At 73.4% G+C, this 18,315-nt stretch carries 17 protein-coding genes; 10 read left to right on the top strand and 7 right to left on the bottom strand.

Annotation, left to right across the window (positions count from 1 at the left end; translation table 11 throughout):
• Window positions 1-5: 5 nt before the first annotated feature.
• On the top strand, window positions 6-1,331 hold the full coding sequence (locus tag ACH4DX_RS07175; protein ID WP_398154335.1) for a glutamate-1-semialdehyde 2,1-aminomutase: 1,326 nt from the start codon (window positions 6-8) through the stop codon (window positions 1,329-1,331).
• A 147-nt stretch (window positions 1,332-1,478) separates the two neighbouring features.
• On the opposite strand, the gene ACH4DX_RS07180 is transcribed toward ACH4DX_RS07175, so the two are convergent.
• From ACH4DX_RS07180 to ACH4DX_RS07190, 3 genes are all read right to left on the bottom strand, one after another.
• Window positions 1,479-2,162: a phosphatase PAP2 family protein gene (locus ACH4DX_RS07180; protein ID WP_398154336.1), complete on the bottom strand. Its 684-nt coding sequence runs from the start codon at window positions 2,160-2,162 to the stop codon at window positions 1,479-1,481.
• A 149-nt stretch (window positions 2,163-2,311) separates the two neighbouring features.
• Window positions 2,312-3,421, bottom strand: a complete 1,110-nt coding sequence (locus ACH4DX_RS07185) for a hypothetical protein (RefSeq protein ID WP_398154337.1) — start codon at window positions 3,419-3,421, stop codon at window positions 2,312-2,314.
• The gene (locus ACH4DX_RS07190) at window positions 3,418-4,518 is read right to left on the bottom strand and encodes a hypothetical protein (RefSeq protein ID WP_398154338.1); all 1,101 of its coding nucleotides are present in this window, start codon (window positions 4,516-4,518) and stop codon (window positions 3,418-3,420) included. Before ACH4DX_RS07190 ends, ACH4DX_RS07185 begins: the two co-directional genes overlap by 4 nt.
• Before the next feature lie 180 nt (window positions 4,519-4,698).
• Between ACH4DX_RS07190 and ACH4DX_RS07195 the strand changes: the two genes are divergently transcribed.
• Window positions 4,699-4,929 carry a hypothetical protein gene (locus ACH4DX_RS07195; RefSeq protein ID WP_398154339.1) on the top strand — a complete coding sequence of 77 codons (231 nt, stop codon included), beginning with the start codon at window positions 4,699-4,701 and terminating at the stop codon, window positions 4,927-4,929.
• 27 nt (window positions 4,930-4,956) lie between these two features.
• Here ACH4DX_RS07195 and ACH4DX_RS07200 read toward each other — a convergent pair whose 3' ends face one another.
• Complete coding sequence (locus ACH4DX_RS07200; RefSeq protein ID WP_398154340.1) at window positions 4,957-5,985, bottom strand: ArsR/SmtB family transcription factor; 1,029 nt, start codon at window positions 5,983-5,985, stop codon at window positions 4,957-4,959.
• 137 nt (window positions 5,986-6,122) lie between these two features.
• Between ACH4DX_RS07200 and ACH4DX_RS07205 the strand changes: the two genes are divergently transcribed.
• Window positions 6,123-6,527 (top strand): peptidase inhibitor family I36 protein, encoded by a 405-nt coding sequence (locus ACH4DX_RS07205; RefSeq protein ID WP_398114214.1) that lies wholly within the window; start codon window positions 6,123-6,125, stop codon window positions 6,525-6,527.
• A gap of 180 nt (window positions 6,528-6,707) precedes the next feature.
• Here the strand turns inward: ACH4DX_RS07205 and ACH4DX_RS07210 are convergent, their stop codons facing one another.
• Window positions 6,708-7,955 (bottom strand): MFS transporter, encoded by a 1,248-nt coding sequence (locus ACH4DX_RS07210; RefSeq protein WP_398154341.1) that lies wholly within the window; start codon window positions 7,953-7,955, stop codon window positions 6,708-6,710.
• Window positions 7,956-8,429: 474 nt separating this feature from the next.
• On the opposite strand from ACH4DX_RS07210, the gene ACH4DX_RS07215 reads away from it, so the two are divergent.
• The 6 genes from ACH4DX_RS07215 (at window position 8,430) to asnB (ending at window position 15,464) form a co-directional block, all read left to right on the top strand.
• Window positions 8,430-9,170, top strand: a complete 741-nt coding sequence (locus tag ACH4DX_RS07215) for a TauD/TfdA family dioxygenase (protein ID WP_398154342.1) — start codon at window positions 8,430-8,432, stop codon at window positions 9,168-9,170.
• Window positions 9,171-9,298: 128 nt separating this feature from the next.
• Complete coding sequence (gene panD, locus ACH4DX_RS07220; protein WP_398114220.1) at window positions 9,299-9,733, top strand: aspartate 1-decarboxylase; 435 nt, start codon at window positions 9,299-9,301, stop codon at window positions 9,731-9,733.
• Window positions 9,733-11,103: a DUF6002 family protein gene (locus tag ACH4DX_RS07225; RefSeq protein ID WP_398154343.1), complete on the top strand. Its 1,371-nt coding sequence runs from the start codon at window positions 9,733-9,735 to the stop codon at window positions 11,101-11,103. Before panD ends, ACH4DX_RS07225 begins: the two co-directional genes overlap by 1 nt.
• A 9-nt stretch (window positions 11,104-11,112) precedes the next feature.
• Window positions 11,113-12,396, top strand: coding sequence for a GNAT family N-acetyltransferase (locus tag ACH4DX_RS07230; RefSeq protein WP_398154344.1), 1,284 nt, complete (start codon window positions 11,113-11,115; stop codon window positions 12,394-12,396).
• Window positions 12,393-13,484, top strand: coding sequence for a hypothetical protein (locus tag ACH4DX_RS07235; protein WP_398154345.1), 1,092 nt, complete (start codon window positions 12,393-12,395; stop codon window positions 13,482-13,484). The genes ACH4DX_RS07230 and ACH4DX_RS07235 overlap by 4 nt, the downstream gene beginning before the upstream one ends.
• Window positions 13,485-13,634: 150 nt before the next feature.
• Complete coding sequence (asnB, locus tag ACH4DX_RS07240; RefSeq protein WP_398154346.1) at window positions 13,635-15,464, top strand: asparagine synthase (glutamine-hydrolyzing); 1,830 nt, start codon at window positions 13,635-13,637, stop codon at window positions 15,462-15,464.
• A 42-nt stretch (window positions 15,465-15,506) separates the two neighbouring features.
• Here the strand turns inward: asnB and ACH4DX_RS07245 are convergent, their stop codons facing one another.
• Window positions 15,507-16,703: a winged helix DNA-binding domain-containing protein gene (locus tag ACH4DX_RS07245; protein ID WP_398154347.1), complete on the bottom strand. Its 1,197-nt coding sequence runs from the start codon at window positions 16,701-16,703 to the stop codon at window positions 15,507-15,509.
• A gap of 109 nt (window positions 16,704-16,812) precedes the next feature.
• Window positions 16,813-17,436: a TetR/AcrR family transcriptional regulator gene (locus ACH4DX_RS07250; RefSeq protein WP_398154348.1), complete on the bottom strand. Its 624-nt coding sequence runs from the start codon at window positions 17,434-17,436 to the stop codon at window positions 16,813-16,815.
• A 118-nt stretch (window positions 17,437-17,554) separates the two neighbouring features.
• On the opposite strand from ACH4DX_RS07250, the gene ACH4DX_RS07255 reads away from it, so the two are divergent.
• The gene (locus ACH4DX_RS07255; RefSeq protein WP_398154349.1) at window positions 17,555-18,280 is read left to right on the top strand and encodes an alpha/beta fold hydrolase; all 726 of its coding nucleotides are present in this window, start codon (window positions 17,555-17,557) and stop codon (window positions 18,278-18,280) included.
• The last annotated feature ends 35 nt before the right edge of the window (window positions 18,281-18,315 follow it).

Genomic DNA, 18,315 nt, shown 5'->3' on the forward strand with positions numbered 1-18,315 from the left:
GCCGCGTGGACACCGAGGAATTCCTCCTGCCCCGGTCGCGCCTCGCGAACGAGCGGCTGCACGCGCTCGTTCCCGGCGGCGCCCACACCTACGCCAAGGGCGACGACCAGTACCCCGAGGACCTGGCCCCCGTCATCAGCCACGGCCGCGGCGCCCATGTGTGGGACGTCGACGGCAACCGCTACGTCGAGTACGGGTCGGGGCTGCGGTCGGTCAGCCTCGGTCACACCCACCCCCGTGTGATCGAGGCGGTGCGGCGGGAACTCGACCGCGGGAGCAACTTCGTCCGGCCCTCCATCGTGGAGGTCGAGGCCGCGGAACGCTTCCTGGCCACCGTGCCGACCGCCGAGATGGTGAAGTTCGCGAAGAACGGCTCCGACGCCACCACCGCCGCGGTGCGCCTCGCCCGCGCCGCCACCGGGCGCCCGCGGGTGGCCCTGTGCGGCGACCACCCGTTCTTCTCCGTCGACGACTGGTTCATCGGCACCACACCGATGTCCGCGGGCGTTCCGGACGCGACCACCGGGCTCACCGTGGCGTTCCCCTACGGGGACCTGGCCGCCACGGAGGAACTGCTCACGCGGTACCGCAACGAGGTCGCCTGCCTGGTCCTCGAACCCGCCACCCACACCGAACCCCCGCCCGGCTACCTCGCGGGGCTGCGCGACCTCGCCGACCGGCACGGCTGCGTCCTGGTCTTCGACGAGATGATCACCGGACTGCGCTGGTCGGAGGCGGGCGCCCAGGGCCTGTACGGCGTCGTCCCCGACCTCTCCACGTTCGGCAAGGCACTGGGCAACGGGTTCGCCGTGTCCGCCCTCGCCGGGCGCCGCGACCTCATGGAGCGGGGCGGCCTCCGGCACTCCGGGGAGCGGGTGTTCCTGCTGTCCACCACGCACGGCGCGGAAACGCACTCCCTGGCGGCCGCCATGGCCGTGCTCACCACGTACGTCGAGGAGGGCGTCACCGCGCGGCTGCACGCCCTCGGCGAGCGGTTGGCCGCCGGTGTCCGCGACGCCGCCACCACCATGGGCGTCGGTGACCACCTCGTCGTCCGGGGCCGGGCCAGCAACCTGGTCTTCGCCACCCTCGACGAGAACCGGCAGCCGTCGCAGGAGTACCGCACCCTGTTCCTGCGCCAACTCCTCTCGGGCGGGGTGCTCGCCCCGTCGTTCGTGGTGAGCAGCGCACTCGACGACACCGACATCGAGCACACCGTCGACGTGGTGGCGCAGGCGTGTGCGGTGTACCGCAAGGCACTGGACGCCGGCGACCCCTCACCCTGGCTGGCGGGACGCCCGGTGAAGCCCGTGTTCCGCCGCTCGGTGTGACACGGGTCGGCGTGGCGCAGGCCGATGTGGCACAGGCCAAGGTGGCTCGGGCCGAGGTGGCTCGGGCCGAGGTGGCTCGGGCCGAGGTGGCACGGGCCGACGCGGCACGGACCGACGGGGCGCAGGCCGGCCTGAGGTGACGCCGCGTCAGCGGGGTGTACGCGGGCGGGTGTCGGCCGCCCGGTCGACGAGCCGGGCGGTCGCGGGCACCACCGCGAGGGCGGTGCACCAGCCGCCGAGTACGTCGGTCGGGTAGTGGGCGCTCAGGGCGACCTGCGCCCAGCCCATGGCGGCGCCCGCCAGCAGGGCCGCGGCGAGCACGAGCGCCGTGCCCGCCGCCCTGCCGAGGCCGAGGACGCCCGTCGCGAGCAGCGCGAGGACGAGGGCGAGCGCGGTGGCGAAACCGGTGTGCCCGCTCGGGAAGGACAGGTTGTCCGCGCCGTGGATGGTGCGTCCCACCGCGTGCTTGAGCAGCGTCGTCGTCACCACTGTCGCGCCGGTGCCGACCACGACGAGCACGGCCGCGCGCAGGCGCCGCAGCAGCAGGCAGCCCGCCACGGCGGCCACGACCAGGAGTGCCGCTCCGGCGGGCTCCCCCCAGAAGTCCGTGGCCAGCGCGGCGTGCCGCCACGGCGTCCGCACGCTGTCCGCCGTCGGCCGGACGAACCACCTGTCCACCGTGCCGGACTCGCCGTCGCCCGCGTACGCGACGCCGAGCACGACGACCACGAGCGCGGCGAGGGCCCCGACCACCGCGAGGCACGCGCGCAGCGACGAGGGCAGCGCCGCGGACCTCGTCGGCCGTTCGGTCGTATGCCGGTTGTTGACCACGCGGCCACCCTAACCACCCTCAGGTCGCGGTGGCCCGCCGTCGGTCCGCGCGGCCGAACTCCGTGACCCCGCAACGGAGTCGGGGCCGGACGTGCTAGGCCCGGGTGCCCGGACGGCCGGGAACCGTCACCGGTGCGGTTCTCGTCCTCTCAGCCGAACCGCAGGACGCGCGGGGCGAAGGCGCCCTCGGGGCCGGCCGCGCGGCCGACCGACCACACCGTCTCCGTGCCCGGCACCGGCGTGAGGCGCAGCACCCAGGAGTCGCCCTCCCCCGCCACCGCCGGTTCGCTGTGCTCGGTGAACGACCGGCCGTCCCAGGCGAGGAAGTCCGGCCCGGGGACGAGGGGCGGGGAGCTGCCCGGCGGGCCCCACTTCTGCGAGCGGGCCACCGAGACCCAGCCGAGCGCGCCGGACGAGGTGGGCGCCAGTGAGTGGATGGAGCCGAAGTCGGTGGGCAGGGTCACCCGGCTCCACTCCTTGCCGTCGAAGCGGACCAGGAGCGGTGGGATCGGCCGCCCCGGCGGGCCGCCGACGAATCCGGCCGTGCCGCCCGCCCAGACCTCCGTCGGCGACACCGCGAGCACGCTGCTGACGCCCGACCGCGGGAATCCGTCCACGACGGTCTGCTGCCACGTCTGCCCGTCCCAGTGGGACACGGTCGCACCGGAGTCGGTGGCGCCCGCGGCCCAGACGTCGTCCGGCGCGAGGATGTGCAGGCCGAACACGGATCCCGGCGGCACCGGCACGTCCCGCCACTCGCGGCCGTCCCTGCGCAGCAGCACCTGCGCGCCGTCCCGCGAACCGATCAGCCAGGTCTCACCGCCGCCGGTGACGACCTTGGTCAGCACGACACCGCGCGGCGCGGGGCCGGTGCGCCAGGCGGTGCCGTCGTGGTGCAGCAGGCGGGCGCCGCCCGCCGCGTCGCGGCCGACCGCCCAGACCGCGGTCGGCGAGGTCGCGGCGACGGACAGGAGTTCGCCCTGCCAGCCCGCCCCGGGCAGCTTCTGCCGCTGCCAGGCCTTTCCGTCCCAGCGCAGCACCAGCGGGAAGCCCGGTGCCTCGCGGCCGACGGCGTCGGCGCCCACGGCCCACGCCCGGTCGGGGCCGAACGCCACGGCCTCGTTCAGACCGGCCTGCGGGCGTACCTGGGACGGGACCGGGACGTGTCGCCAGGAGGTGGTTCCCGCGGCGGCCGAGGTCATGAGGGCCACGACGGTCAGGGCGGCGGCGAGGGCCGCGGCGAGGAGGCGGCGTGTCATGGCCTGCCTCCGAGGCGCTCGCTCATCACGTTCGGTTTCGAGCCGTAGATCTCGGCGGTTCCGAAGGACAGCAGGGCGGACCCGGCCCTCGTCAGCGCACGCGGCCTGACGTCGATCGCGTTCGGGCGTTCCGGGCCGTAGGAGAAGGTGGCGCGGGAGCCGTCCACCCGCGCGTACCTCGACTGGAACCCGCGGTCGCTGCGCACCGGCAGCCACAGCGCGCCGTCCGGGCCGCGCACCAGCGCCTCGGTGTGGGTGTCGCCGAGCGGCGGGCGGTCGGTGCGCCAGGTGTGCCCGTCCCAGGTCATCAGGTAGGTGCGGGGCACGCCGTCGGTGTGGTCGCTGCCGCCGACCGTGGCCCGTCCCCGCGGTTCGAGCAGGATCGTGTGCACGTTGCTGTCCGGCGGCAGCGGCACCTTCGCGTCCCGCCACGCCGTGCCGTCCCAGCGCAGGACGGCGGTGCCGGTGCTGGTGTCCGCCCAGGCCCAGGCGTCGTCGGCGGTACGCGCGGTGACGCCCGCGACGAAGTGCACCCCGTCCGGGGCGGACTGTACCGTCCAGCCGGAGCCGTCGTAGCGCAGCACCTTCAGGCCGGTGTCGTCCTCACCGACCACCCACGCGGCACCCGGTACCGCGGTGAAGTCCTGATGGATCCACAGGGGCCGCGGCAGCGGGAGAGCGCTCCACTCTCCCCGGGCCGACCGGCGCAGGATCTCGCCACGGCCCGCGCGGTTGTGGAGGATCCACACCTCCTGCCCGACGAACTGCACCTTGCCGAGCCAGCCCGACTCCGCGGCGCCGGGAAAGGTGGTGTCCCGGCTCCAGGCCCGCCCGTCCCAGCGGTACAGCATCGGGCGCACCCAGTCGGCGGTGTGCTCGTACCCGGTCGCCCACGCCTCGCCGGGACCGCGGGCGGCGAGATCGGACACGGTCACCGGCGGGGCCGCCGCCGGAACGGGAAGCGCCGACCAGCCCGGCGTCGCGGCTGCGGGCGGTGTCACAGCCGCTGTCGCGGGCGGCGACGCCACCGCGGTCGGCGGGCCGACCACGGCACATGTGATCACAAGGAGGACGACGACCGCACGGAGACCGTTCACTGGACCCCCCAGAGCGCGAAGGTCGCACAGGCTATGACGTTCCCCCAACGGGCGAACAGGTGCTATCCGGCCGAACGTTCGGGGCCCGCCGCGGTTCGCCGCCCGAGCGGTCGGCGTGAACGAGGTGCCGCCCGCCGCTCGGGTACGTGCCCCGCACACGCGTACGCGTACCGTCGCGGCATGGAGCTACGCACGCTGCGCTACTTCGTGGCGGTCGGCTTCCTCGGGGACAGCACCGACGCGGGCGCGATCCGCCTCGCCGACGCCTACCGCCGACGGCACCCGCACGTCGAGGTCCGCAAGGGACTCACCGCGGTGCCGCTGACCGACATGCCGCCGTGGCCCGCGGGTGACACCGATCCCCTGATCCGCTCGTTCGCCGAGATCGCGGTCGCCGCGTACGGGAACTGAGCGCGCCCCACCGCCGGTCGGGGGCGGTCACCACGGAGGGGCACCGGGGCCGCGGCCGCGGCGCAGCAGGGCCGAGCCCAGGGGGGTCAGCGAGTGCCGCACGGACTGGCCGTGCCGCACCGAACGCACCAGGCCCGCGTCGCGCAGGACCGCGGTGTGCTGGCTCACCGACGACGGCAGGACGCCCACGCGCCGGGCGAGTTCACCGGTCGACGAGGTGTCCACGAGCGCTTCCAGGACGGCCGCGCGGGTGTGGCCGAGCAGTGCGCCGAGGGAGCGCGGGTGGCCGTCGCGCCCCACTGGCGGGTCCGGCGGCCGGTGCTCGACCGGATGGACGAGTACGGGCGTGGCGTCGTGGTGCAGCAGCGTCACCCCCGTACCCAGACAGAAGAAGGACGGCACGAGCAGCAGTCCCCTGCCGTCGAGGCGCAGGTCGCGCGACACCGGGTAGTCCACTTCCAGGACCGGTCTGCGCCAGCGCATGCTGGGCGGCAGCAGCCCGAGCATCCCCTCGGTGCCCTCGCTGAGCAGCGCCCTCGCGAGCCGTGCGTGGCCGCGGCCCACCTCGTCCCTGACGGCCTCCCAGTGCGGTGCGACCGCCGCCGCGTGGTACGCCGTCATCGCCGCGCCGAGCCCCTTCAGCGCTGCCGTGTCCCCGTGTCCGAGTGCCGCGGCCCACCGCGAGGGCCTGCGGTCCTGCGCCAACGCGGTCAGGTCCCTGCGCAGGGCCGCGCGCGGGCTGCTCAGTACGAGGTCGACGGCCTCCTCCAGGCGGGCGGCGGGCGCGGCGGGGGTGAGGAAGTCGGGGAAGTAGCCCTGCGGTGGCACCAGCGACGCCAACGCGCCGAAGGCGCGCGGCAGCGCGGCCCGTGCCTCCCGTCGCCAGCGGGCGTACGGGAGCCCGCCGTCGCCCCGCTGGAGCCGGTGCAGGCTCAGCACCGTCTCCCAGGCGGGCAGCGGTCCCGGGGCCAGCTTGGTGCGCCCGAGGTCGGCGCCCGTGAAATGGATGCGCAGCACGCCGTCCCCCTCGTCGTACGAGCGCGTCTCCGCCCCCATTGTCGGCACCCGGGAGCCGGAGCGAACCCTCTTTTCAGCCAGGACTGAAAAGCTGGCGGCGGGGGGCGGGTGACGGCAGCGTGTCGGGGTGACGGACCGGCAACCGACGCAGTTCGGGGGGGACAAGCATGACGAGCGTGACGAGCACGAGGAACAGCAGGATCGCTGCCATGGCGGCAGGGGGCGTACTGGCGCTCACGGCGGCGCTCGGCTCGGGAGCGGGCGCGGCGTCGGCGGGCGAGCGGGCGTGGGCCGGGTGCGAGCGGGGGGAGATCTGTGTGTACTCGGGGCCCGGGGGCACCGGTACGCGCTGCGACTGGTACCCGGACGACCCCGACTGGCTCACGGGCGCCGAGACCTGCACCATCCGTGTGCGGTCGATCTGGAACAACGGGGAGGCCGGCGGGTTCGATGACGTCAAGTTCTACTTCGACACGGACTACCGCAACTATTACGCGTGCGCGCGCAACCAGTGGCGGGGGGAGACAGGGCCCGACGCCGGTGTGAAGCTCCGCTCGCACCGATGGTCGAAGACCTGCTGACCGCCCCGCACGGAGAGTGACCGCCCGGCGTCGGGGGGGCGAACGCCGGGCGGTCCGCCAATCGCGGGGAGGGGCGGCGATTGGCCGCCCTCACCGTAGACCCATATGACCTCATGTGCCCCCGTCAGGAACCACCCTATTTTGGTTCACGAACTGACATTTGCTCAGACCACGCAGTGTTCACGCCGCCGAGCGCTCCCGTGCGCCCGCCGGATCGGCCGCGCGCCGCAGCGCCGGGCGGCACAGTCGTGCCACCGGCAGGGAGCAGAGAAGGAAGACCAGGGCGAGGACGCCCCAGCCCGTGGCGCCGGCGCCGGTGACCAGGGTGGTGACGAGGGCGGGGCCGACGGCGACGACCCCTCCTTCCGTACTGGCGGCGACCGCCTGGTACTGGCCCTGGGCCCCGGGGGCCATGAGGGAGAGGGAGAGGCCCCACCGGGCGGCGACGTAGTACAGCTCGCCCACCACGTGCAGACCGAGGCCGCCCAGGATCAACAGGCAGGCGACCAGCGGGTTCACGGGCCAGGCCGCCGCGGCGAAGACCAGGCAGCAGCCCGCGAGGGCGAGGCCGGCCCGCCGCGACGAACGCACGGCGCCCACGAGGCGCTGCCCGCTGCGGGTGACCCGGATCTGGAACAGGGCGATCAGCAGGGAGCTGACGAGCACCGCGAGCGGTGCGATCCACACCGGCGCGACGGTGTCCTCCTTGAGCCACAGCGGCAGCCCGCTGGACAGCAGCGCCCAGCACAGGGCGAGCAGCGCGGTGCTGCTCATGATGGTGACGAAGGGCAGGTTGCGCAGCGCCACCGTCCCGGCGGGCCTGCGCGCGGCGGGCACGGGCGGCACGTGCGGCAGCCGCACGAGGACGAGCGCCGACGCCACGAACGTCAGGCTGTTGACGACGACGGCGCCGTGGTACGGACCGGCGTCCGAGCGGGAGAGCACCCAGGCCGCCGCGCCCGCCCCGGCCGCGTACAGCAGATGCTGCACCACCCGGGCCCTGGCGAGTACCGGCATGCACGCGCCCTCCGGCATCAGCAGGTACACGAACGCGACCTTGGTGCCCTTGGCCGCGGTCTCCATCGAGGTGAACAGGGCTGCGGCCACGAGCAGCGGCCAGAAGCTGTGCAGGAACAGGAAGGTGAGGGAGAAGGCGGCGCGCAGGACTGTGACGGCGAGGAGCACCTCGCGGGCCCCGAGGCGGTCGGTGAGCGTGCCGATCGGCAGCGCGACGAGGAGGCCGATGCCGCCGCCGATGCCCATGGCGAGGCCCATGGAGGCCGCGGGCAGGCCCTGGATCGCCGTCAGGTAGACCGCCCACATGCTGAACCAGAGGCCGTCCCCGAACGCGGTCACGCCTTCGCTGAGCAGGAGGCGGCGAACCGTCGGCCGGTCGCCCGTGACTTCCTGCGCGGGTTTTTGGCTCAATGAATGCGCCCTTTCTCCATCGTCCGCGCATGGCGATACCGCCGCCACCGCGATGTCTGCCGCAACCCCGGGAGCACGAGGTCATTTTCACGCCTTCCCCGTCGCATTGTTACGTCCGCGGGAAGGCGTCATCGCGTACACGGCCACAAATAACGGAGCGCGGGTACCCAGCGCCTCCGGCAGCAAACAGGACTACTTTCCGTTCGCATTTCTGGCCCCCAAGTTACTGTGGAGTACCTCGCTGAGCAGTGCATTCTACGGAATTGAGGATTCCGAAATGACTGCGTGCATACGCCTGGTGAGAATATGAGGGCAGCTTGACAGGAGCGCGTTAAAGCCCGCTATCGTGGCGACGCAGCACAGAATTGACAGGAAATGATCAGGCGTTCGGCAGCCGGTCATCCGCCCTGACATCCCCCCACCCCTCGCTGCGTGCCACGCAGTGCGCAGCCCTGCGTTCTCACCGGAGCAGAAATGGCACACTCTCCGATCAGCATTCTTTCCCAGGTCGATTTCAATGGTGAGCCGCTCACGGACGAGCTGCTCATGAAGACGTTCCACCAGCTCATGGACGAGCACGGATACGTCCTGATGTGCAACGTCCCCGACGAGTTCGACCCGGTGCGCTTCTGCCGCCGGCTCGGCAGGTTCGTACCCAACTACACCGGCGCCGTCGTCGGCGACGTGCGCCCCGAACCCGGCATGGACGACGTCTACCACGCGGGCAACACACGGCCGCTGACCCCGCATTCGGAAGGGTACGACTTCGCCGTCGTCCCACCGCGCTACATCGCCCTGTGGTGTGTCACCCCGGCCGAGGGCCCCGGCGGTGAGACGACGCTCGCCGACACCAGGCCCTGGGTCGAGTCCCTGACCCCCGCCGAGCGCGAGCGCATGACGGCGCGGACCTACGACTGGAAGACCACCGAGGGCGTACAGCGGCTCGGCCTCGACCTCAAGACCCGCCACCCCCTCCTGGAGGAGAACGAACGCGGGCTCATCGTGCGCTTCAGCTGCAACAACCTGATCCGCGACGACGACGACCCGGCCGTGGAGCTGCAACAGCGGTGGCACACGGCCTTCGACCGCGAGCACGTGGCCGTCGACTACACCGAGCGCGACATGCTCGTGTGGGACAACTGGCGCCTGCTGCACGCGCGCAACGCGTTCAGCGACCGCAGCCGTCATCTGCGCCGCATCCAGATCGCCGCCTGACGCGCCGCCGCCCCACCCCCCATCCAGCTGTCCCCCAGCTGTCCCCCAGCTGACCCCTTCACCCAGCTGCTCCCCAGCTGCCCCCTGATCCAGCTGCCCCCAGTTGTCTCCCCCCAAGGAGAAACCACGTGTACCGCACCATGCTGCACAGCAAGGTCCACAGGGCCACCGTGACCCAGGCCGACCTGCACTACGTCGGTTCCCTGACCCTCGACCGCGATCTGATGGACGCAGCCGATCTGCTGCCGGGCGAGAAGCTGGACGTCGTCGACATCAACAACGGCAACCGGCTGAGCACGTACGTCATCGAGGGTGAGCGCGGCAGCGGTGTCGTCGGCATCAACGGCGCCGCGGCCCGGCTGATATCGCCCGGCGACCTGGTCATCCTCATCGCCTACAAGACCGTCCCCGAGGAGGCGGCGCGGCGGTTACGGCCGCACATCGTCTTCGTCGACGAGAACAACCGCCCCCTGGACATCGGCACCGACCCCGCCCACGTGCCCGACTCCCCGGCCGCCTCCCCGCTGCTGCGCGGTGACACCCTCGCCCAGGAGGCCGTCTGATGACGACCACCTACTCCCGGCCGGAGACCACCGCGCCCCGGGCCGGCGAGGAGAACCTCAGCCCCGTCCTCGTCCGGTACTACGACGAGCTCTCCCGCACCCTGGACGCCACCGCCGTGCGCAGCCGGAGCGACGCCTTCAGCCCCGGCTGGCAACTGCCGCCCCTGACACCCGCCCTGGAGGCCTTCTTCGCCCCGGGCGTGATCAGCGCCCAGGACCTGGGGACGCACCGCGACACCCGTCTGACGTTGTTGAACCTGATGCACAACCCGGCCACCCGGACCACCAAGACGCTGGCCTCCCTCATGATCGTGGCCCGTGCGGTCACCCACATCCAGCGCACCGGCGAAGCCGTCATGATCATCACCCCGTCGAGTGCCAACAAGGCCACCGCGCTGCGCGACGCCGTCCGCCGGGCCCACGAGACCGGCCTCACCGACCCCGCGCACCTGCGCATCGTGTGCGTCCTGCCCACCTCGTCCAGCCACAAGGTGTGGCGCTCGCCCCTGACCGACGACGCCGGCCTGCGTGCCAGGAACCCGCTCGCCGTGCGCGACAGCGCGGGGTCCCAGGAAGTGAAGGAGCTCGCCCGCGCGGTGGCGGACCACGAGGCCGACGCGGTGTTCGCCCGGCACGGGATACGCCTGTGGCACACCCTGGACCTCGACAACTACGTCGTCGCGGACACCGCGAGGGCCCTGTTCGAACGCGACCGGCTGCCGTCCGTCCCGCGGGTCCACGCCCACGCCGTGTCCAGCGCGTTCGGGCTGCTCGGGCACTTCTACGGCCAGCAGCAGCACACCGGGCGCGCATGGCCCGACACCGGTGCCCAGTACTTCCTCGTACAGCACCTGGACACGGCCGACATGGTGGCCAGCTACTACCACGGCGCCTTCGACCACCGCCCCGCGTGGCAGCACGGCGACGGCGTCTACACCCAGGACGCGGACCCGCACTTCCCGCAGCGGACCTACGCCCCCGACGAACGGCTCGACCCCACCTTCTACACCCGCACCCCCGCGACGTCCCCGCGCATGAACGAGATCATCCGCAAGCAGGGCGGCGGCGGCATCGTCGTCTCCCTCGCCGAGTGCCTCGACCGGTACCCGCACATCCGGCGGCTCCTCGAGCCCGCAGGCGTCGATCTGCCCGCCGATCCGCGGCAGTTGCGGGAATGGTCCCTGGTGATGGCGGTGACCGGCGTCCTCAACGCCGTCGACCGCGAACTCCTCGACCTGCCGGAGGTGCTCGTCCACGGCTCCGGCTCCTACCACGCCGACCACTACCGGCCGCCGGAGAGCCACCACCTGCACCCGGTCGCCGGCTACGACAGCCTGCGCGACCTCGTCCACGCCGCGGCCGGCAGCTGAGGGCACCGCATGACCACGCAGCACGACGCCGCGCGCCCCGCGCTCGCGGCCCCGCCGTCCGGTGCCGCGACACGGCACGGCGGCGGGGCCGCCCCGGCGCCCCCGTTCCGGCCCGCGCGGGCCCGGCTCGCCTACTGGTGGAACAACACCCCCTCAGCGGCGGGGCGCTCCGTCCGCCGCGCCGCCGACAGCCTGCCGGGCACCGTACCCGCACTCGTCTCGCACGCCCGCAGCGGCGGGGTGAGCATCGCCTACGCCGGGCTCGGCATCGGCCGCACCAACATCCTCCAGCTCCTCGAACAGCAGCGAGCGCTGCTCGGGGCGCCGACGAGTCACCGCACGGCCGCACACGTGCACCGGCGCGACCTCGCCGCGGGCCGCCTGCCGGACGCCGATCTGGTGGTGCTCGGCGCCGAGGAGCACACGCTCCGCGGGCTGCCCGGCCACGGCGCCGTGCTCGCGCCCTTCCGCCTCCATCTCGTCGTGGACGTACCGGCGACGCAGGAGGAGTTGCAGCGGCTGATCTCCAAACGCGAACGGGGGCAGTTCCGACGCGATCAACGCGCGCACGACTGGGACCTGGACGAGGACCCCTCGCCGGAGGCCCTCGCGTTCTTCTACGAGCGTCTGCACACGCCGACCATGCGGCGGCGGCACGGCGAACGCAGCCGCACCGAACGCTTCGACGTCGCCCGCCACGCCGTGCTCCCCCGCGGCACGCTCTTCTTCCTGCGGCAGGCGGACACCCGGGTGGCCGGGGTCCTGTGCCACTGGTCGAAGGACCGCCGCACCCTCACCACCCGGCTCCTCGGCGTCCTCGACGGCCTGGACGAGCACTACCGCAGCGGCGCGTTCAAGGCGCTCTACCACCACCTGCTGCGGTGGGCCTGCGACCGGGGCGTGCCCCGCGTGGACTTCTTCGGCACCGAGGCGTTCCTCAGCAAGGGCATCTTCCAGTGGAAGCGCAAGCTGGGTGCCCGCCCCGAACTGCCCCCCAACCACTTCTCCACCAAGCGCGTCCGGGTCCAGGCCACCCGGGACACGCCCGCCGTCCGCGACTTCCTGGTGGCCAACCCCCTGCTGCGGACCGGCCCGCAGCGCCGGGGCCACGGCGCCGGGGTCCTCACGCCGGTCTACTTCACCGACGACGACCGCCCGCCCCGCCTGGACCTCAGCTCCCGCTGCCCCGGCCTGCCCGCACCGGAGATCGTCCACCTGGACACCTTCCTGAAGGACGCGCTCCCGACGGCGGCGGCGCGGCGGCACCCCGAGTCACCGGGAGTCCTGCCGTGAACCAGGACCACGACATCGTCGTCCTCGGCACCGGCGCCTTCGCGGGCGCCCTGGTGCGGGCCCTCGCCCAGCGCGCGAGCGGCCCCACCCGGGTGCACCTGGTGAGCCAGGACCGCGAGCGTGCCGAGCACCTCGCCGGGGTCGCCCAGGCGCACGCCGTCATCGCGGGGCGGCCCGTCCGGTTCTGCCGGCACCGGCTCGACGTGCGCGGCGGCGCCGATCTGCGCCCCCTGCTCGCCCGCCACCGTCCCCGAGTCCTCGCGATCTGCACCTCCGACCTGTCGCCCGCCGAGACCCGCGGGCCCGCCTCCGCGTGGACGGACCTCGTCCGTGCGGCCGGGTTCGGCGTGACCCTGCCCCTCCAGGCGGCGACCGCGCTGCGGGCCGCGACCGCCTGCGCCGAGGCGAGCCCGGACACGGCCGTGGTCAACGCCTGCTTCCCCGACGCCGTCAACCCGCTCCTGCACGCGGCGGGCCTTCCCGTCCTGTGCGGCCTCGGCAACGTCGCCACGCTCGCCGGACTGCTCCGCCGCGATCTGCTCCTCGCCGACGAGTCACGGCTCAAGGTCCTCGCCCACCACGCCCATCTGCACAGCCCGCCCACACCCGCCGAGGAGGCGCGGGCCTGGCTCGACGACAAGGCCCTGACCCCGACCCACGAGATCCTCGAACGGGGCCGCCGCCACCCCCGCGCCGACCTCAACGAGATCGGCGCCAACGCCGGCGCCGACGTCGTCGACGCCCTGACGCACCCGCGCGACCACTACGCAGGACACGTACCGGCACCCAACGGCCTCCCCGGCGGCTACCCGGTCACCCTCACCGGCCACAGCATCGCCCTGCGGCTGCCACCGGGAACGTCCGAACGCCAGGCGGTCGCCCGCAACGAGCAGTGGTCGGGGCTCGACGGGATCACGGTGGACCGGCGCGGCAAGGCGCAGTTCACGCCCGCGGCCCTGCACGCCCTGCGGGACCGCTGGCCCGACGCCCCCGCGACCTTCACGGCACAGGACGTCGACGACCTGCGCACGCTCCAGCTCGCCCTGCGCGACGATCTGCGCGGGCTGCCCGCCGCGTCCGCTCCCTGACACCGGCGACACCGGCGGGCACCCGCTCCCCGTGCCGGGAGCCGACCGACGCACCGGCACCTCAGTCCCTGGCACACAGCATTCGCCACACCGCCTTTGACACACAGCCACACAGCGGCCGCCGGTCCGGCTGCCGCGGAAAGGACGCGCATGTGCGGCATCGTCGGCTGGATCGACTTCACCCGCGACCTCGGCCGGGAACAGGCCACCCTCCAGCGCATGACCGACACCATGGCCCTGCGGGGCCCGGACGACACCGGCACCTGGCTCGGCCCGCACACGGCACTGGGCCACCGGCGCCTGTCCATCATCGACCTGGAGGGCGGCACCCAGCCCGCCGTCGCCGCGGCGGGACCGCACCGGGAGCCCGTGGTCCTCGTCTACAGCGGCGAGGTCTACAACTTCCGCGAACTGCGCGAGGCCCTCAAGCAGCGCGGTCACCGCTTCACCACCCGCTCCGACACCGAGGTGGTGCTGCGCTCGTACCTCGAGTGGGGCGCCTCCTGCGTCGACCACTTCAACGGCATGTTCGCCTTCGCCGTGTGGGACGCCGCGCGGGAGGAAGTCCTCCTCGCCCGCGACCGCGTGGGCATCAAACCCCTGTACTACTACACCTATCCCGGCGGCATCCTGTTCGCCTCGGAGCCCAAGGGCATCTTCGCCAACCCGCTCTTCCGGCCCGTCGTCGACGAGGACAGCCTGCCCATCCTCTTCAACGCCCGGCTCGCCCTGCCCGGCGAGACGCCTCTGCGCGGGCTGCGCGAGCTGCGCCCCGGGCACGTCCTGCGCTTCTCCCGCGGCGGCGCCCACGAGTACCCGTACTGGCGCCTGGTCAGCCGCGAGCACCGCGACGACCTCGACACGACCGTCGCCACCGTCAGGGACCTCATGGAGGACATCGTCGAGCGGCAGCTCGTCGCCGACGTGCCGCGCTCGGCGATGCTGTCCGGCGGCCTCGACTCCACCATCATGTCCGCCCTCGCCCACCGGGACCTGTCCGCCGCCGGCGAGGGGCCGCTGCACACCTTCGCCGTGGAGTTCGCCGGTGACGAGCGGGACTTCAAGCCGACGGAGCTGCGGCCCGAGCGCGACGCCCCCTATGCCCGGCTCGCCTCCCGGTACCTGGGCACCCACCACCACAACATCATGCTGCACACCGACGACGTGCTCGCGGCCCTGCCCGCCGCCCGCCGCGCCCGCGACCTGCCCTCGCTCGGCCAGTTCGACACCTCGATGCATCTGCTGTTCAAGGCCATCCGCGGCGAGTCGACCGTGGCACTGTCCGGCGAGGCCGCCGACGAGATCTTCGGCGGCTACCCCTGGTACCACGACGAACGCCTGGTGTGGCGCGACCGCTTCCCCTGGATCGGGGACGCCCCGCGCCTCGCCGACGCCTTCGCCCCCGACCTGCACCGCCGCGTCCGGCCCGCCGACGCGGAGAACGACCGCTACCTCACCCTGAAGGCGGAGGTCCCCCGGCTGCCCGGTGAGGACGGTCTCAACGCGCGCATGCGCGAGGTCATGTACTACAGCCTCAAGGGCCCGCTCGCCTACCTCCTCGACCGCAAGGACCGCATGAGCATGGCGGTGGGCCTGGAGGTGCGGGTGCCGTACTGCGACCACCGGCTGATCGAGTACGTGTGGAACGTCCCGTGGGACATGAAGAACGCCGACGGCCGGTGGAAGAGCCTGCTGCGCCTCGCCTTCGCCGACGTGCTGCCGCAGGAGACCCTCGACCGCCCCAAGAGCGGCTACCCGGGAACCCATGACCCGGCCTACGACGCGGACGTCATGCGCTCCATCGACAAGATCCTCAGCGATCCCTCGTCACCGCTGCACGGAGTCTTCGACCCCGAGCGCGTCGAGGGCCTCACCCGGGCCGGATCGAAGACGATGACCTGGCTCAACTCCAGCCATCTGCTCCTGCCCATCCTGGAGGTGGACACCTGGATGCGGGAGTACGGGGTCACGCTCGCGTGAGCGCCCGAGCAGGTCCGGCCCGCTTCCCGAACGGGTCCCGCGTCACCCGGGGGCCACTTCCACGCGCTCGCTCCCGCCGTCGGAGAGGAACGCCGCGAGGGCCTGCCCCTCCTCGGTGACGGCGGCGTGTTCGGTACGGGAGAGGCGCCGCAGCGGGGTGACCGACACCGTGCCCGCGTCGCACCGGCCGCCCCGGCTGCTCGTGCTGCCCGTGCCGCTCCTGCCTCCCTTGCCGCTCCTGTCGCCCTTGCTGACAGTCCAGGTCGCCGCGACCCGGCCGTCGACCAGGACGACACGAGCGCCGTCGACCGACAGGTGGCGGTGGGCGTCGTCGATGATCCGGGTGCGGTCGTCGTAGCCGAGGATCGCGTTGTCGAACGCGGGCAGGAAGCGCACCGGCGCGGGCACGTCGGGGTCCGGACGCGGCGCGTCGGGGAGGTCGAGCAGCTCACGGCCCCGCTCGTCCCGGAAGGCGACCAGCTCCCCGCGCGTCGCCGCGACCGCGGCCGGCAGCCCGGCGAGACCGCTCCAGGCCCGCAGATCGGCCGTGGCCGCCGGGCCGTAGGCGGCCAGATAGCGGCGTACGAGGACCTGCCCGACGGGGTCGGAGCCGTCGTCGGGCAGTGGGTCGACGTCGCGCCCCAGCCACAGGGCGAGCGGGAGGTTGCGCACCCCGTCCTTGGTGCGCCACAGCCCGCGCGGCGGCACCTGGGCCATGGGCAGGACACCGGCGATCAGCATCTCCCCCAGGGCGCGGGGGGCCGCCCCGGGCCAGCGGTCGGCGACCGCCCGGACGAGCTCGGCCATCGTGCGGGGCTCGCCGTCGGCCAGCGCCTCGCGGCCCGCCGCCGCCAGTTCGTCGAGGTCCACGCCTTCCAGGTCACGGCGGTAGACGCCGAGCACCCGCTGGCGCAGCATCGCGTCGTGCCGGGACCGCCAGGCCAGGACGTCGTCGGCGGTGACGAGGTGCACCGTGCGGCGCATCAGATGCGTACGCACCACGCGCCGCTCGACGAGCAGGTCGCAGAGCGAGTCCGGCGCGAAGCCCCGCAGCCGTGACCAGAGGCCGGTGAACGGCTCCTGGGGCTCCTGGGCCTGTAGGCCCCCGAGGTGGGCGACGGCGTCGACGACCGGTGTGTCCGCGCGGTCCAGGAGCAGCTGGCGGGCCAGGGTCGCGCGGTTCAGGGCGCGGGTGTCGAGCACGGTCCCCGGCTCACCGCCGGGTGCTTGGGGGCGCATGGGACTCCTGAGGGGCTCGCGGTTCGACTCGTCGGTGGCTCGCGCCGGGGAGCCTTGGCCTGCCCCGGCGGTGTCCACCGTCCCAGGCATTGCGGTCAGGTTCTGTCCGCTACCCGCCGTGGCGCTGCTCGGCGGCGGGCCGGGGCGGCAGCCGCAGTCCCGTGACGAGGAGCCCGACCAGGCGGCGCGTGTCGTAGCGGGGGTTGCCGCCCGCGCCCGCGCACAGGCTCGCGACGCCGCGCAGGAGTTCGTAGGCGTCCTGGCCGGAGCGGATCTCGCCGGCGGCCGCCGCGGCGCCGAGGAGGCGGTCGCACTCGGGCAGGAGCCGGTCGAGGAAGTAGGTGTGCAGGGGGTCGAAGCAGGGGTCGTCGGACTGGAGCACCGCGGCGAGTCCGTGTTTGGTGACGACGAAGTCGACGAAGAGGTCGATCCAGCGCGCGAGGGCGTCGTGCGGGGACGCCTCCGCCGCGAGGAGTTCGGGTCCCGCTTCGGCGAGGGCCTCCACCTGGTGCCGGTAGACGGCGACGATCAGGTCCGCCCGGGTCGGGAAGTGCCGGTAGATCGTGGCGGTCCCGACGCCCGCCCGCGCCGCGATGTCGCGGATCGGCGCCTCCACGCCCGACGCGACGAAGACGGCGGCGGCCGCGTCGAGCAGCGCCGCCTCGTTGCGCCGCGCGTCCGCCCGCTTGGGCCGCCGCGCCGTACGCGCGAGATCCCGTCCACCGGCCTCCATCCGCACTCTCCCCTCGCCCCGCCCACATGAACGGGACGGCGTTCCGTATCGTCATCTCAAGCGGGACAGCGTCCCGCTTTTCTCGTCATCCCGCACTCTGCGAAGGATGGAACGAAGTATGCCGACTTATCTTCTGGTGCACGGCGCCTGGCACAGCGGACGGTGCTGGGACCGGGTGGTGCCGCTGCTAGAGGCGGCGGGCCACCGGGTGCTCGCCCCGTCGTTGACCGGCTACGGCGACAAGGCGCACCTGCTCGGCCCCGAGGTGGGCCTGGACACGCATATCGCCGACGTGGTGGGGCTGATCATCGAGCAGGACCTCACCGACGTGGTGCTCGTGGGGCACAGCTACGCCGGTCTCGTCGTCTCCTCCGTGGCCCATCGGGTTCCGGACCGGATCGCACACCTGGTCCACCTGGACGCGATGGTCCCGGAGGACGGCGAGACGGCGGTCGACGTCCTGCCCGCCACCCGGGCCCTCGTCGACCTGGCCCGCCGGTCCGAGAGCGGGTGGCGGGTGCCGCCGCCCGCCGAACTGCCGCCGCCCGCGGGCCTGTTCGGCGTCACGGACCCCGCGGACGTCGCCTGGCTGCGCTCGCTGCTCTCGGACCAGCCGGTGCGCTGCCTCGAGGAGCCCGTGCGCCTGGACAACCCGGCCGCGCGCGCCGTCCCGCGCGCACACATCCACTGCGTCGTGGGCGTCCCGGAGGGCATCACCCGGCGCCCCGTCCCGGCGGTCCAGCCGAACGGCTCCCCGTCCCGGGTGTGGGAGCTGCCGACGGGCCACGACTGCATGATCACAATGCCCGCCGAACTCTCCGGGCTGCTGCTCGGGCTCGCCTGAACCGCCGCCCCGGTCCCGGGTACGCACGGAGGGGC

The sequence above is a fragment of the Streptomyces sp. NPDC017940 genome, from assembly GCF_044328435.1.
Lineage (GTDB): Bacteria > Actinomycetota > Actinomycetes > Streptomycetales > Streptomycetaceae > Streptomyces.

Coding starts and splice junctions, on each gene's coding strand:
- ACH4DX_RS07195 (WP_398154339.1), top strand. CDS start 4,699: ATGGAGCTACGCACGCTGCGCTACTTCGTGGCGGTCGGCTTCCTCGGG.
- ACH4DX_RS07255 (WP_398154349.1), top strand. CDS start 17,555: ATGCCGACTTATCTTCTGGTGCACGGCGCCTGGCACAGCGGACGGTGC.
- ACH4DX_RS07230 (WP_398154344.1), top strand. CDS start 11,113: ATGACCACGCAGCACGACGCCGCGCGCCCCGCGCTCGCGGCCCCGCCG.
- ACH4DX_RS07185 (WP_398154337.1), bottom strand. CDS start 3,421: ATGACACGCCGCCTCCTCGCCGCGGCCCTCGCCGCCGCCCTGACCGTC.
- ACH4DX_RS07245 (WP_398154347.1), bottom strand. CDS start 16,703: ATGCGCCCCCAAGCACCCGGCGGTGAGCCGGGGACCGTGCTCGACACC.
- ACH4DX_RS07215 (WP_398154342.1), top strand. CDS start 8,430: ATGGCACACTCTCCGATCAGCATTCTTTCCCAGGTCGATTTCAATGGT.
- ACH4DX_RS07225 (WP_398154343.1), top strand. CDS start 9,733: ATGACGACCACCTACTCCCGGCCGGAGACCACCGCGCCCCGGGCCGGC.
- ACH4DX_RS07250 (WP_398154348.1), bottom strand. CDS start 17,436: ATGGAGGCCGGTGGACGGGATCTCGCGCGTACGGCGCGGCGGCCCAAG.
- ACH4DX_RS07200 (WP_398154340.1), bottom strand. CDS start 5,985: ATGGGGGCGGAGACGCGCTCGTACGACGAGGGGGACGGCGTGCTGCGC.
- asnB (WP_398154346.1), top strand. CDS start 13,635: ATGTGCGGCATCGTCGGCTGGATCGACTTCACCCGCGACCTCGGCCGG.